Source organism: Neptunicoccus cionae (assembly GCF_002860325.1).
In the GTDB taxonomy this organism is placed as follows: domain Bacteria; phylum Pseudomonadota; class Alphaproteobacteria; order Rhodobacterales; family Rhodobacteraceae; genus Amylibacter; species Amylibacter lutimaris.
Map to the genome: position 1 here is coordinate 1 of NZ_PKOJ01000010.1, position 12,341 is coordinate 12,341.

A 12,341-nucleotide genomic window follows, 5' to 3' on the forward strand; every position below is an offset into this window, starting at 1 on the left:
GCAGCCGTCAGAGTCGTCTTGCCGTGGTCAACGTGGCCGATTGTACCGATGTTACAATGCGGCTTCGTGCGTTCAAATTTCTCTTTTGCCATCATGGCCTCCGTCTTCATGCGGCACGACAGTGCCAAGTGTGATAGGCCTTACCACAAGACCCGTAGAGATGCGACTGCACCCCGATTCCGATTTGCTGTCAGGTAATTGGCCTGAACACAAAAATCAACCGTCAAATTGGGGAAAACACGTCGCATCCCCAGTCTGTCAGGGTGAAATCCGTACCCGAGCTCTGTTCCCGCCGTCAACCCGCCGGTTTTGCCCTGAAACTGTCCAAGCAAACCTCTGGAAGCAGCGGCGGTTTGGCCTATACTAAGCCTATAGGAGCCTGATTATGCCTGACGGAACCCGCCCCCCTGCCCTGCCGCCCAAGGTCGAACTTGTGAAACAGCCGTTGGGGATTTTACAGACCCTTCGCAAGGCGCGGGAGAACCTGATCGAAATCATTCCCGAAATTGCCACCAAACAGCCGATCATCACCGGTAAGACAGGTATTATCCGCTGGCATATGGTGATGGACCCGGAAGCAAACCGGCGCATCCTGAAGGAAAAGCTGGATGTCTATCCGAAGTCCGATGTGACCAAGAATATCCTGCGCCCTGCCATCGGCGACAGCCTGTTCATTGCGGAAGGAGCGCACTGGCGCTGGCAGCGCCGTGCTGCGGCACCGGTGTTTTCCCATCGCAACATCGCTGCCCTTGCGCCGATCATGTCGGCCAGCGCAGAGGCGGTTTGCCAGCGGCTTGAAAACTGTGGCGGTCAGGCAGATGTGTTCGACGAAATGGTCCGCGCCACATTTGAAGTGATTTCCGATGTCACCTTTTCGGGCACCGGCACAATGGACAGCAGTGGTGTTCACAAAGCGATTGATGCCTATATCGACCAGACCGCGCGGGTCTCCCTATTTGATGTGCTGGGTGTGCCGACATGGGTGCCGCGCTGGTCACGGATCTTTGGCCCGAATTCCCTCGGAAATATGAAATCCATCGCGGACGAAAGCATCAACGCCCGCCGTGCCAGTGGCCCCAAACCTGTGCCGGACCTGCTGGACCTGCTGCTCGAAGGATCTGATCCGGAAACCGGCCGCCAGATGAACAGCGCAGAATTGCGGGACAATTTGCTGACCTTTATCGTAGCGGGCCATGAAACGACCGCCCTGACCCTAAGCTGGGCGCTTTACCTCTGCGCGTTCGATCCCGAAGTTCAGGACAAGCTACGGGCAGAGGCGCAATCTGTACTGCAGGGCCGGATCGCAACTGGCGCCGATACTGAACGGATGCCCTATTGCACGCAAGTCATCAAAGAGACACTGCGGCTCTATCCCCCTGCGGCCTTCCTGTCCCGCACGGCGCAGGCTGCGGACACATTGTGCGGCCGCGAAATCCGGCGCAAGGATACAGTGATGCTGCCGGTCTATGCCCTGCACCGCAACACATTGCTCTGGGACGAGCCGGATGCTTTCAAACCGGAGCGTTTCGGCCCTGATGCCAGCCACGACCGCTATAGCTGGCTGCCCTTTGGCGACGGCCCCCGCATCTGTATCGGCAGCCATTTCGCGATGGTCGAAGCCACTATCATCCTGTCCACGCTGGTTTCCCGCTTCCGTTTCGAACGCATGGAAGGGCGCGATCCGAAACCTGTGCTGGTTGTCACCTTGCGCCCCGAAGGCGGTGTTCCGCTGCGCATCTCCGCCGCCCCGCAGAGCTGACACGGATTTTCTTGTTTCAGACCTGAAAGAGTCCTAGGCTTTGGCATTCGCTTTGCCCTGGCTATGGGGGTTTCACAAGACTGTCACACCCTCGTGCTAGGTGCGCGGCATATCCGGCCCCTATCGGTCGGACCCTGCCAACAGCCAACGGGAGTAACACCATGACACGACCTTTTACCCAGATGAATCGCCGCAGTTTTCTAGGGGCCGGCGCGGCCTCCACCGCCTTGCTGGCGCTGCATCCTTTCTCTGCCAACGCGGCCGCCAATCAGGCCCATTTGCGGATCATGGAAACCACCGATCTGCACGTCCACGTCTTTCCTTACGACTATTACGCCGACCGTCCGGCGGATAATGTTGGTCTGGCCCGCACAGCCGCCCATATCGACACGATCCGCGCGGAATCCACCAACTCCATGCTGGTTGACAACGGTGACTTTCTTCAAGGCAACCCGATGGGAGATTACATCGCCTACGAGCGGGGCATGAAAGAGGGCGACACCCATCCGATCATCACGGCGATGAACACGCTCGGATATGAGGCATCGACCCTTGGCAACCATGAGTTCAACTACGGTCTGGACTTCCTCATGAAATCCCTTGCCGGTGCTGAATTCCCTGTGGTCAGCGCCAATGTGGTGACAGAAAAAGGCGCCAATCCCCGTGCGGACAAGGGTCTGGTGAAACCCTATGTGATCCTCGACAAGGAAATCACCGACGGGTCCGGTGAAACCCACAGCCTAAAAATCGGGCTGATCGGCTTTGTACCGCCCCAGATCATGAACTGGGACCGCCGCCATCTGGAAGGCAAGGTTCAGGCCCGCGATATTCTGGAAACCGCCCGCGCCTGGGTGCCGGAAATGAAAGAGAAAGGGGCCGATATTATCATCGCGCTGTCCCATTCCGGCATCGGGGCGGCACAGGAAACTGACGGCATGGAAAACGCCTCTGTGCCGCTGGCCGCAGTGGAAGGGATCGACGCGCTGATGACAGGTCACAGCCATCTGGTCTTCCCGAGCGAGAAATACGCAGGCTTTGCCGCAGTTGACGCGGACAAAGGCACCATCCACGGCAAACCCGCAACGATGGGCGGCTTCTGGGGATCGCACCTTGGCGTGATCGACCTGATGCTGGAGAAATCCGGCAACGAATGGCAGGTGGTCACATCCTCCACCGAAACCCGCCCGATTTCCGAACGGGACGAAAACCGCAAAACGGTGGCGCTGGTGGACAGTGTCGCCATGGTGGAAAACAGCGTTCAGGCGGAACATGATGCAACGCTTGCCTATGTACGCCGCTCGGTCGGGAAAACCGATGCGCCGTTGCATTCCTATTTTGCGCTGGTGGCGGATGATCCTTCGGTGCAGATCGTTTCCCAGGCCCAGACCTGGTATATCACCGAGATGATGAAGGGCACCGAATACGAAGCCCTGCCGATCCTCTCTGCCGCAGCCCCGTTTAAGGCGGGTGGTCGGGGCGGACCGGAGTATTACACAGATGTGCCAAAAGGCGATGTCGCGATCAAGAACGTGTCGGATCTTTACCTGTACCCCAACACGGTGCGCGCGGTGAAGGTGAACGGCGCACAGGTGCGGGGCTGGTTGGAACGGTCTGCCGGTATGTTCAACCGTGTTGAACCGGGAAAGGCGGATCAGGTTCTGCTGAACCCCGAATTTCCATCCTACAACTTTGATGTGATGGACGGTGTGACCTACAAAATCGACCTGTCCCAGCCTTCAAAATTCGACGCGAAAGGGGTGGTGATCAATCCCGAAGCCAGCCGGATTGTGGATCTCATGTATCAGGGGAAACCTGTCACGGATGATATGGAATTCATCGTGGCCACCAACAATTATCGCGCCAGCGGCGGCGGTGCTTTCCCGGGTGCGATGGGCGATACGATTGTCTTTGAGGGTCCGGACACCAACCGCGATGTGATCGTGCGCTACATCGTGGAACAGGGAACCATCAACCCGACAGCCGATGGCAATTGGGGTTTTGCGCCGCTTGAAAACACCAGCGTCCTGTTTGACACCGGCCCGAAAGGGGCGGAGCGGATTTCCGATGTGAAGGGCGTCCAGCTTGAACAGGCCGGCGACGGACCAGACGGGTTTGCACGCTACCGCATCACACTCGGGTAGATACAATGGGCGGGGGCGAACCCGAAATTCGCCCCCTGCCCTATCTGCTCGCAAAAATTTGAAAAAAATTGCGACGGAAAGCGAGCAGCCGCACGTACCAGCTTTGAGAATACCAAAAAGCGGACGTGACGATTGATGACTCCCTCCCGAAGTATCACAGCAAAACTTGTTGCAGCGCTGATCGTTGGGGCCACGCCCCTTCATGCCCATGACGCGCACAATCATGGCGGAGACCTCAATTTTTCAGGTTTGACCCAACCGGTACAAATTCAGGATTGCACACTCGCGAACGGTGACAGCGCCCAGTGTGCGCGGATCATTGTGAATTACAAACCTGCCGATCTGGAAATCGGCCCCTTCTGCCCGTCTACGCTGGATCAGAAAGGCGGGATCTGGGACTGGGACGGCGAGAACGCGGGGCTTTACCGTGTTGATGGCGACTACCTGAAGATGCTGGCCGAACTTGGCTATAAAATGTTTGATGACGCGGGCAACGTATTTACCTCTGACATCTCTGTCGCTGAACCGGTGCAAGAACATACCTGCATCAATGTCGCGCCGGATGAAACCGTCAGGATCACCGCACTACTACCCTCTGACCCTGTTATGGCAGACAAGCCCATGCAGCTTGGGGTCGTGGGCAAAGTCGGCATAGCCCTGAATGGCGTGCCGGTTTTCTCGGACGCCCCTTCGGTCCACCACACCGGACATATGCCAGCGCTCGATACTTGCGGCGGACATATCGACCCTGGCGGCTGGTATCATTGGCACGCGGCCTCAAGCGATATCGAGACCACTTTCAAAACCGAAGGCGTGGACGCCGAATGCGCACTCACCCAAGATCCTACGGCCCGTTTCGGCTTTGCTTTTGACGGATTTTCCATTTACGGCAGTCAGGATGCTGACGGAAGTGCTCCCGAAGGGCTGGATGCCTGCAACGGACACACAGGTAGAACTGCCCATTCCGAAAAGCCGGTCTATCACTATCACGCCAGCACCGATTTTCCGAATCTGCCGCCTTGTCTGGCAGGTGTTGTGGCTCAAGACAATTTCAGCACAACGGCACAAGTCGGGGTCGGAGCCAATCCGCCCGAAGGAACCGTAATTACCCGCCATGACCCGCCAGGGGGTGGACAGGGCCAGCGAGGATTGCCGCCAGGCTTCGAAGAAGCTGCAAAATCCTTAGGGATTGCACCTGAAAAACTCGGTGAGGTACTCGAAGCAAATGGCGGCCCCAAACTGGATTTCACGGCTGCTGCCAAGGCGCTCGGCAATCGTGAAAGCGCCTTGCGGGAAGCTCTGCCTCCACCTCCCGACCGGTAACCGGGCCAAAGGCTCCAGTCACACCCGACAGACAGTCAGCGCCTAGTCGCAAATGTTTTGCAGAGCGCGCCATTCTGACGGGTTGAGAACCGGTGTAAACGGACCGTCGCCTATGGCATCAGCGGCACGGGCCGCATCGGCGCGGCCTTGCAGGTCCGGATGGCTCGCCAGATGGGACATGAAACCTGCTGTATCGCCGTGTTCTTCTCGCAAGGTGATAAAGAATTGCGCAAAAGAATTGGCAGGCAACCCCGCCGCCGCCAACCGTTCGTGGGCAAACACATCGGCACCGGTTTCCGCCTGTTGAGAGTATTTTGCCGAAATCATCTGTTCCGCCAGCACCAGCGCCAGTGCGCCACCGGCAAAATCACCGAACACCATACCAAGTATCCCCACCGATCCGGCAGAGCGCAGCATAAGCCGTGTCGGATCACGGTTTACCACATGGCCGACTTCATGTCCCAGAACCCCCGCCACCTCTTCGGGCGATTGGGCTGCATCGATTAATCCGCGAAACAGCACCACCTGACCACCGGGCACTGCAAAAGCGTTTATCATCTCGTGATCGAACACTTTCACTTTCAAATCGTAAGGCACCTCTGCCTCCCCGACGATCCGCGCAGTCATCTTGCGTAGTGCGTCTGATCCCTCAGGGCTTTCACAGGTCATTTCCGCTTCGTCGCCCCCCAGAAATGTACTGATCTGGGCCAGCGCTGTACGTCCCAGGGCGGCCTCTTTATCAGGCGGGATCATTGTCGCTAGCTGGTTGGCCAGAGAGGGCAGGATCACAACCATAATAATCACCACAGACGCCACGGCCCCGCAGCTCCACAGGGCCAGCTGACGGAACTTGGAACGGGACACTCTCACCTTACCCAGATTGGGCGCAATAGCGCGGATGATTTCTTCGGCAGGGCCATGGGGCAGGATCAGACGGGCGATCCCGTCCTGTCCCTGCCGCAAGACAATCCCTTCATCCCGCGCCTGATCCGTGACCTCGCGCAGCTCCGACACTGGCCAGATGATGTCCGCGCCATTTTCGGGCCGGATCACCAGAACCTCGGTTCCGTGAAGATGGTCGCGATGCACCAGAACACGGTGCTGACGCGCCGATGCGCCATCGAAATACTTACCCTTGGCCGGTTCTTCCGTTTTCACAACCGTCCCTTTCGTTGTTAGATCGCAGCGCCCACATCCAGCGCATCTGCGAAGCCTTCGGCTTCGACCATTTCGTCACGGCTGCGTTGCTGAATGTCGTCCAGCGCGGCAGGGTTCAGGATTTGCGTCTCCTGCACGTAATGCTCCAGAACGGGTTGGCGCACAAAGATCAGGGCAAACACCCCGTAAAGCACCAGCATCATGATATAGCCCACAAAGACCATGAAGATGCCGATCGCCTCGGCCAGCCCGAAGTCTGCCAGTCCGTCGAATTCGGTCAGGTCTTCGACTGCGAACAAATCGGAAGAGCCAAGGAAATTCCCCGCTATGATGAAAAAGGCCGAGAACACCATCCCCGCACAGGTTGACGACAAAAGACCGCCCAGAACATAGGTCCAGAACACTTTGGCGCCACGCGGGGTCGACGTGAACTGCACCGTATTGCCGAGCCGCTTTGTCTCCGCCATGATCCGGAAAGACGCGACCGAATAGTAAACGACCGCATAGTAGAACCACAAAGCGCCAAAAAACGTTAGCACCAGCCAGACCGGCTGGCCGCTGGAGGCGGCAAGCAAGGCAGGGATCGCCATCGCGGCCGCCGCTATGAAGTAGTGTTTCATCGCGGGATACAGGCTCTGCCAGCGGCCATGCTGTTCAAACCGCGCATTGCCGTACCACGTCCGGTCGATCTTGTATTTCTCCAGCAGGAAGGTCTGACGCGGCAGCAAAAGGCCAAGGGACAGGATCGTCAGAATCCAGTGCCCCGTGGCCCGCCAGACATAGCCCCAAGCCGCCGGTTCCACCCCGAACCGCACCCCGCGCCAGCGGGTGCGGGACAGGATATAACGACGTGCGCGGTACTGGGCATAAAAGATAAAGGGAAAGACCGCCACCAGCGTGGCCTGACTCGCCGCAATCTGCAGCGCCGTATCCTGCCCGCTGCCCGAACCGGACAACAGGGACAGCCCCGCGAACATCAAAAGCAGTTGGAACAGCCCCAGATAAACCGCCAGAAACGCCACCGCGATCAGAAAGCCCAGAAGTTTTTCCAGCCCGTTGCCGGTATATTCCATCGGATCACCACCCGGTGCCGTAGCCGACCAGAAGTATTTGCGCACGCGGGTTTTGGCCCAAAAGCGGTAAAGGCCAAGCGTCACAAGCGTTAACAAGGCGGTTTTCAGGCCAAGCCGGAACAGCGGCCCCTGTGTCCCGCGATAATCCACCTGCATGGGCGGATCAGTCGGTCCGTCAGACGGGCTGTCCGCATGGGCTGTCAGGCGGGAAAACGGGTCATTCGGCGTTGCGCTGCTCATAATGGCCTTTCAGAAAATCTTTGGCTTTGGGGGATAATGCACGGCCAGCGCGAAACAGGAAAGCTGTATTCCACGGTCATCCGAGGATGGCAAACAACCGGCACGTGATCCCGCGCCGGCTGTTCTGATCTTAATCGGTGAACTTGTTGTCCCGCGGGAACCCGCGCGGCGCCATGCGGCCAGCGCTTGCCCGTTTGCCGATCCATTCGTCCAGTTCAAGCTGGGTGCGGGTGCGCCCTGCCGGATCAAGCCAGCTAAGACCTTCGGCCAGATTGAAGGTTTTGGCGTCACTCAGCCCGCCGTCCTTGTATTTTTGCAGGCGGACACCCTTGCCACGGCCAAGTTCGGGCAGTTCGCTGACAGGGAAGACCAAAACCTTGCGGTTTTCACCGACACAGGCCACGTGGTCCCCTTCGACAGGGGTGCAGACCAGTGCCTTTACGTCGTTGCGCACATTCAGAACCTGCCGCCCCGTGCGGGTCTGTGCGATCACATCATCCTCTGCCACAACAAAACCGTCGCCTGCACTGCTGGCCACCAGCAGTTTGCGGCCCGGTTTGTGCAGGAACATCGTGACCATTTCCACCTCGTTGGGCAGTTCCACCATCAGGCGCACAGGTTCCCCCATGCCGCGCCCCCCGGGCAGAGCATTACAGCCGAGCGTGTAAAACCGTCCGTTCGAGCCCAGCAGCAAAAGCCGGTCCGTGGTTTCCGCATGGAACAGGAAGCGGCCCTCGTCTCCATCCTTGAACTTCAGGTCCTGCTTGAGGTCGATATGCCCCTTCATCGCCCTGATCCAGCCCATCGCGGAACAGACCACCGTGATCGGCTCCCGCTCGATCATGGCTTCCAGCGGCACTTCCTCAAACTCCGGCGCATCCTCCAGCAAGGTGCGACGCTGCCCGCCCGGAGACTTCTTGCCAAAGCGGGTGCGTGTCTCTTTCAGCTCTTCGACGATCCGCTCCCATTGCAGGTCTTCCGAACCGATCAGTTTTTCGAGCGCATCCAGTTCGGCCCAGAGTTCCTCGCGCTCCTTGCGCAGTTCCATTTCTTCCAGACGGCGCAAGCTGCGCAGACGCATGTTCAGAATGGCTTCGGACTGGGGTTCGGTCAGTTGTTCGGCGTCCGGTGCGATCACATCGGACGGCGCGATATAATCCGCCTCGCTCATGGCTTTGGGATGGTCCTTGGACCAGTCCTCTAGCAAGAGTGCGGCCTTGGGGTCATCATCATAGCGGATGATGTCGATCACACGGTCGAGGTTCAGGAAGGCAATAATAAAGCCTTCCAGCACTTCCAAACGCTTTTCGATCTTGTCGAGCCGGAATTGCGACCGGCGCAGCAACACATCGCGGCGGTGGTCTACAAAAGCGCGCAACACTTCTTTCAGGCTGCACACTTTGGGGGTGCGGCCGTCAATCAGCACGTTCATGTTCATGGAAAACCGCGTTTCCAGATCGGACTGGCGGAACAGGGTTTCCATCAGAACGACCGGATCAACAGTCTTGCTGCGCGGTTCCAGAACCAGCCGGATGTCATCCGCACTTTCGTCGCGCACATCCGCCAGAATCGGTATTTTCTTCGCGTTGATCAGTTCTGCGATCTTCTCGATCAGCTTGGACTTTGCCACCTGATAAGGAATTTCGGTGACAACAATCTGCCACTGGCCCCGCGTCAGTTCCTCTTTCTCCCAACGCGCCCGCACCCGAAACGCGCCGCGCCCTGTCTTATAGGCCTGCGCAATATTCTCGCGCGGCTCTACCAATACGCCACCTGTCGGGAAATCCGGACCCGGCACATAGTCGAGCAGTTTTTCATCCGTTGTGCCCGGCACCTTCACCAGACGGATCGCGGCGGAACACAGTTCCTCAATGTTGTGGGGCGGGATGTTCGTCGCCATCCCCACCGCAATACCGGTAGAGCCGTTGGCCAGAAGGTTCGGGAAAGAGGCAGGCAGAACCGAAGGTTCGGTCAGGCGGCCGTCATAGTTGTCCCGAAAATCAACGGCGTTTTCTTCCATGCCTTCTAGCATGGCTTCGGCCACGGCTGTCATCCGCGCTTCGGTGTAACGGGCCGCCGCAGGGTTATCACCGTCGATGTTCCCGAAGTTGCCCTGACCGTCCACCATCGGATAGCGGACGTTGAAATCCTGCGCCAGACGGGCCATCGCATCATAGATCGCCGCATCGCCGTGGGGATGGAAATCCCCCATCGTGTCGCCGCTGATCTTGGCAGATTTCAGATATTTGCCGTTGGAGGCCAGTTTCAACCGGCTCATCGCATAGAGAATCCGGCGGTGCACAGGTTTCAACCCGTCGCGGGCATCCGGCAGGGCGCGGTGCATAATGGTGGACAGCGCGTAGGTCAGATACCTGTCGCCAATCGCACGGCGCAGGGTTTCTACGGCAGTGCCACCACCATTTGCAATTGAATCGGGATCATCAAAAGTATCAGACATGCAGATCGTGATATAGCCCCGTTGAATCCGCGTCCAGATCACAGTTCATCTTGACGCGAATTACTTGTCAGGGCGAATCCGCTGCCTGCTGCTGGGTCAGGAAACTTCGCTGAGAAAGTCGCGGTGCATCCAGACCTCAAGTCCGCTGTCCTGAACGATCACGCGGGACCAGTTTCCCTCACGCTCTCCGGTATCCTCTACGATCGCGCCACGCTTGAGCTGGTCCAGAACTGCATTGCCGGTGCCGGGTCCGGAACGGGCGTTCACCACATTGCCGGAAACGCTCCACAGCTTGGCAGGCGCAGGCTCCGCCACCTGTTCTGTTGTCACAGGTGTTTCTACCGCTGAGTCTTCGGTTTGCGGTGCAGCACTTGCAGATGCTTCACCCTGCTGTTCTGTTTCTACAGTCACAACGGCTTTTGACGGCTTCACAGGATCGGACACGATCACGGTTTCGATTTCTTTATCCGCCTGAACAACAGCTTCGGCAGATGCGGCAGCCAACACCGGCTGGTTGTCCGCTCGGGTATCTGCTGCCTGCACTACGGCAGGGCTGGCAACAGCTTGCGCGGGCTGCCAGCTTGCCGCCATCACCGTGAACGGGGTGCGTGCGGGATTGGAGGCCATGATATACCGGACATCATTGGAACGGGGCGCAGGACTCGCAGCAGCAGTTTGGACCATTGTATCGCCCGAGCCTGCAACAGCGTCCCTCGCAGCGCGTGCCACTTCTTCTGCTGCAAGGGGTGAAACAGCCTCTGCTTCAGCCATCGACGCCAGTTCGGCATCCGCACCGCCGGAAGCTTTCGCTGCCTGCACTGAAGCCACCGGCGTTTCCGGTGTTTCGCTCCGGACGTAAAAAACCGCCGCCAAACACACAATAAATACGATGTTAAAAAAACGTGTCATGAGTCCCCCTTCCAGAACAGTTTCAGCAAAAACCCGCTACCCGACAGGTTAGGGATTGACATGGCGCAGTTGTGACCTGTTTCAAGAAAAACATAACAAAACATAGATTTTTTCCGACCCGCTGGACCCAACCGACCCGCGCGGTTAAGGAAGGTTGTTCGACTTCAAGCAGGATTTTGCCCATGCCTTCCAGATCCATACTCATCACCGGTTGTTCTTCGGGGATCGGCTACGATGCGGCGCACACCCTGCACAAAAGGGGCTGGCAGGTCTTCGCGACATGCCGCGCACAAGAGGATTGTGACAGGCTGCAATCCGAAGGTCTGAACAGCTTCCGGCTGGATTACGCGGACGAGGACTCTATCACCGCTGCCCTGCAAACCTGCCTGGACCAGAGCGGCGGAACGCTGGACGCCCTGTTCAACAATGGCGCTTTTGCCATCCCTGCCCCTGTAGAAGATCTTAGCCGCGATGCGTTACGCCATATTTTTGAAGCAAATTTCTTCGGACATTTTGATCTTATTCGACAGGTAATCCCCGTGATGCGCAAACAGGGACACGGGCGAATTGTGAACTGCTCTTCCGTGCTCGGCTTCGCCGCGATGCGGTATCGCGGAGCTTACAATTCAACAAAATTCGCTCTGGAGGGCATGACGGATACCCTGCGGCTGGAACTGAACGGGACCGGCATCCGCACAATCCTGATTGAACCCGGACCGATCCGTACCGATTTCCGCAAGAACGCGATCAAACAGTTCGAGCGCTGGATCGACTGGGAAAACAGCGAAATACGTGATCAGTATGAAATCGAGTTGCTGGATAAGCTGAAGAAAACAGGAAGCAAACCGGATCGCGGCGAACTCGGCCCCGAAGCTGTGACTGCGAAACTGATCCACGCGATTGAGAGCCCGAATCCCAAGCCTCGCTACTTTGTTACATGGCCGACCCATGCTGCCGGCGCACTCCGGCGTCTGCTGCCGACCCGTGCGCTCGACGGGATATTTGGACGCATGTAGCAAAAACCGGTGGCCCCCGCGCCCGAAGCGATTATGTCTAAAGCAAAGAGAGGCCTTTGCTTATGACAGTCTTTTACTACATCGTAATCTTCGCGATCCTCGCCGTGTTCATCGTGCTGATGATCGGACTGGGATCCTTTACTTCGGGCGGAGATTTCAACCGCAAATACGGCAACAAGCTGATGCGCTACCGGATTATTGCGCAGGCTATTGCTATCATCCTGATCCTGCTGTTTGTTATCCTGCGCGGAACAGGGGGATGAT

General features: G+C 57.9%; 10 protein-coding genes. 5 read left to right on the top strand and 5 right to left on the bottom strand.

Going from position 1 to position 12,341, the window contains the following annotated elements; genetic code table 11:
• Positions 1–92: GTP-binding protein (locus tag C0U40_RS20125; RefSeq protein ID WP_132095103.1), on the bottom strand; the 92-nt coding region annotated here is incomplete at its 3' end.
• Positions 93–385: 293 nt separating this feature from the next.
• On the opposite strand from C0U40_RS20125, the gene C0U40_RS18440 reads away from it, so the two are divergent.
• From C0U40_RS18440 to C0U40_RS18450, 3 genes are all read left to right on the top strand, one after another.
• Positions 386–1,759: a cytochrome P450 gene (locus C0U40_RS18440; protein WP_101657270.1), complete on the top strand. Its 1,374-nt coding sequence runs from the start codon at positions 386–388 to the stop codon at positions 1,757–1,759.
• Between the two features lie 161 nt (positions 1,760–1,920).
• Entirely contained in the window at positions 1,921–3,900 is a 1,980-nt protein-coding gene (locus C0U40_RS18445) for a bifunctional 2',3'-cyclic-nucleotide 2'-phosphodiesterase/3'-nucleotidase (protein WP_101657271.1), read from the top strand.
• 135 nt (positions 3,901–4,035) lie between these two features.
• Complete coding sequence (locus tag C0U40_RS18450; RefSeq protein ID WP_101657272.1) at positions 4,036–5,223, top strand: YHYH protein; 1,188 nt, start codon at positions 4,036–4,038, stop codon at positions 5,221–5,223.
• 42 nt (positions 5,224–5,265) lie between these two features.
• Here the strand turns inward: C0U40_RS18450 and C0U40_RS18455 are convergent, their stop codons facing one another.
• The 4 genes from C0U40_RS18455 to C0U40_RS18470 form a co-directional block, all read right to left on the bottom strand.
• Positions 5,266–6,381: a M48 family metallopeptidase gene (locus C0U40_RS18455; protein ID WP_101657273.1), complete on the bottom strand. Its 1,116-nt coding sequence runs from the start codon at positions 6,379–6,381 to the stop codon at positions 5,266–5,268.
• A gap of 17 nt (positions 6,382–6,398) precedes the next feature.
• Complete coding sequence (locus C0U40_RS18460; protein WP_101657274.1) at positions 6,399–7,694, bottom strand: DUF898 family protein; 1,296 nt, start codon at positions 7,692–7,694, stop codon at positions 6,399–6,401.
• Between the two features lie 130 nt (positions 7,695–7,824).
• A complete protein-coding gene (locus C0U40_RS18465; protein ID WP_101657375.1) occupies positions 7,825–10,152 on the bottom strand; it encodes a DNA topoisomerase IV subunit A in 2,328 nt (775 codons plus the stop codon).
• A gap of 96 nt (positions 10,153–10,248) precedes the next feature.
• On the bottom strand, positions 10,249–11,061 hold the full coding sequence (locus tag C0U40_RS18470; protein ID WP_101657275.1) for an SH3 domain-containing protein: 813 nt from the start codon (positions 11,059–11,061) through the stop codon (positions 10,249–10,251).
• 182 nt (positions 11,062–11,243) lie between these two features.
• Here C0U40_RS18470 and C0U40_RS18475 point away from each other — a divergent pair, with 182 nt between their 5' ends.
• Positions 11,244–12,077 carry an SDR family NAD(P)-dependent oxidoreductase gene (locus tag C0U40_RS18475; protein WP_101657276.1) on the top strand — a complete coding sequence of 278 codons (834 nt, stop codon included), beginning with the start codon at positions 11,244–11,246 and terminating at the stop codon, positions 12,075–12,077.
• A gap of 62 nt (positions 12,078–12,139) precedes the next feature.
• A complete protein-coding gene (locus C0U40_RS18480) occupies positions 12,140–12,340 on the top strand; it encodes a twin transmembrane helix small protein (protein WP_101657277.1) in 201 nt (66 codons plus the stop codon).
• The last annotated feature ends 1 nt before the right edge of the window (position 12,341 follow it).

Coding starts and splice junctions, on each gene's coding strand:
- C0U40_RS18460 (WP_101657274.1), bottom strand. CDS start 7,694: ATGAGCAGCGCAACGCCGAATGACCCGTTTTCCCGCCTGACAGCCCAT.
- C0U40_RS18480 (WP_101657277.1), top strand. CDS start 12,140: ATGACAGTCTTTTACTACATCGTAATCTTCGCGATCCTCGCCGTGTTC.
- C0U40_RS18470 (WP_101657275.1), bottom strand. CDS start 11,061: ATGACACGTTTTTTTAACATCGTATTTATTGTGTGTTTGGCGGCGGTT.
- C0U40_RS18440 (WP_101657270.1), top strand. CDS start 386: ATGCCTGACGGAACCCGCCCCCCTGCCCTGCCGCCCAAGGTCGAACTT.
- C0U40_RS18475 (WP_101657276.1), top strand. CDS start 11,244: ATGCCTTCCAGATCCATACTCATCACCGGTTGTTCTTCGGGGATCGGC.
- C0U40_RS18450 (WP_101657272.1), top strand. CDS start 4,036: ATGACTCCCTCCCGAAGTATCACAGCAAAACTTGTTGCAGCGCTGATC.
- C0U40_RS18465 (WP_101657375.1), bottom strand. CDS start 10,152: ATGTCTGATACTTTTGATGATCCCGATTCAATTGCAAATGGTGGTGGC.
- C0U40_RS18445 (WP_101657271.1), top strand. CDS start 1,921: ATGACACGACCTTTTACCCAGATGAATCGCCGCAGTTTTCTAGGGGCC.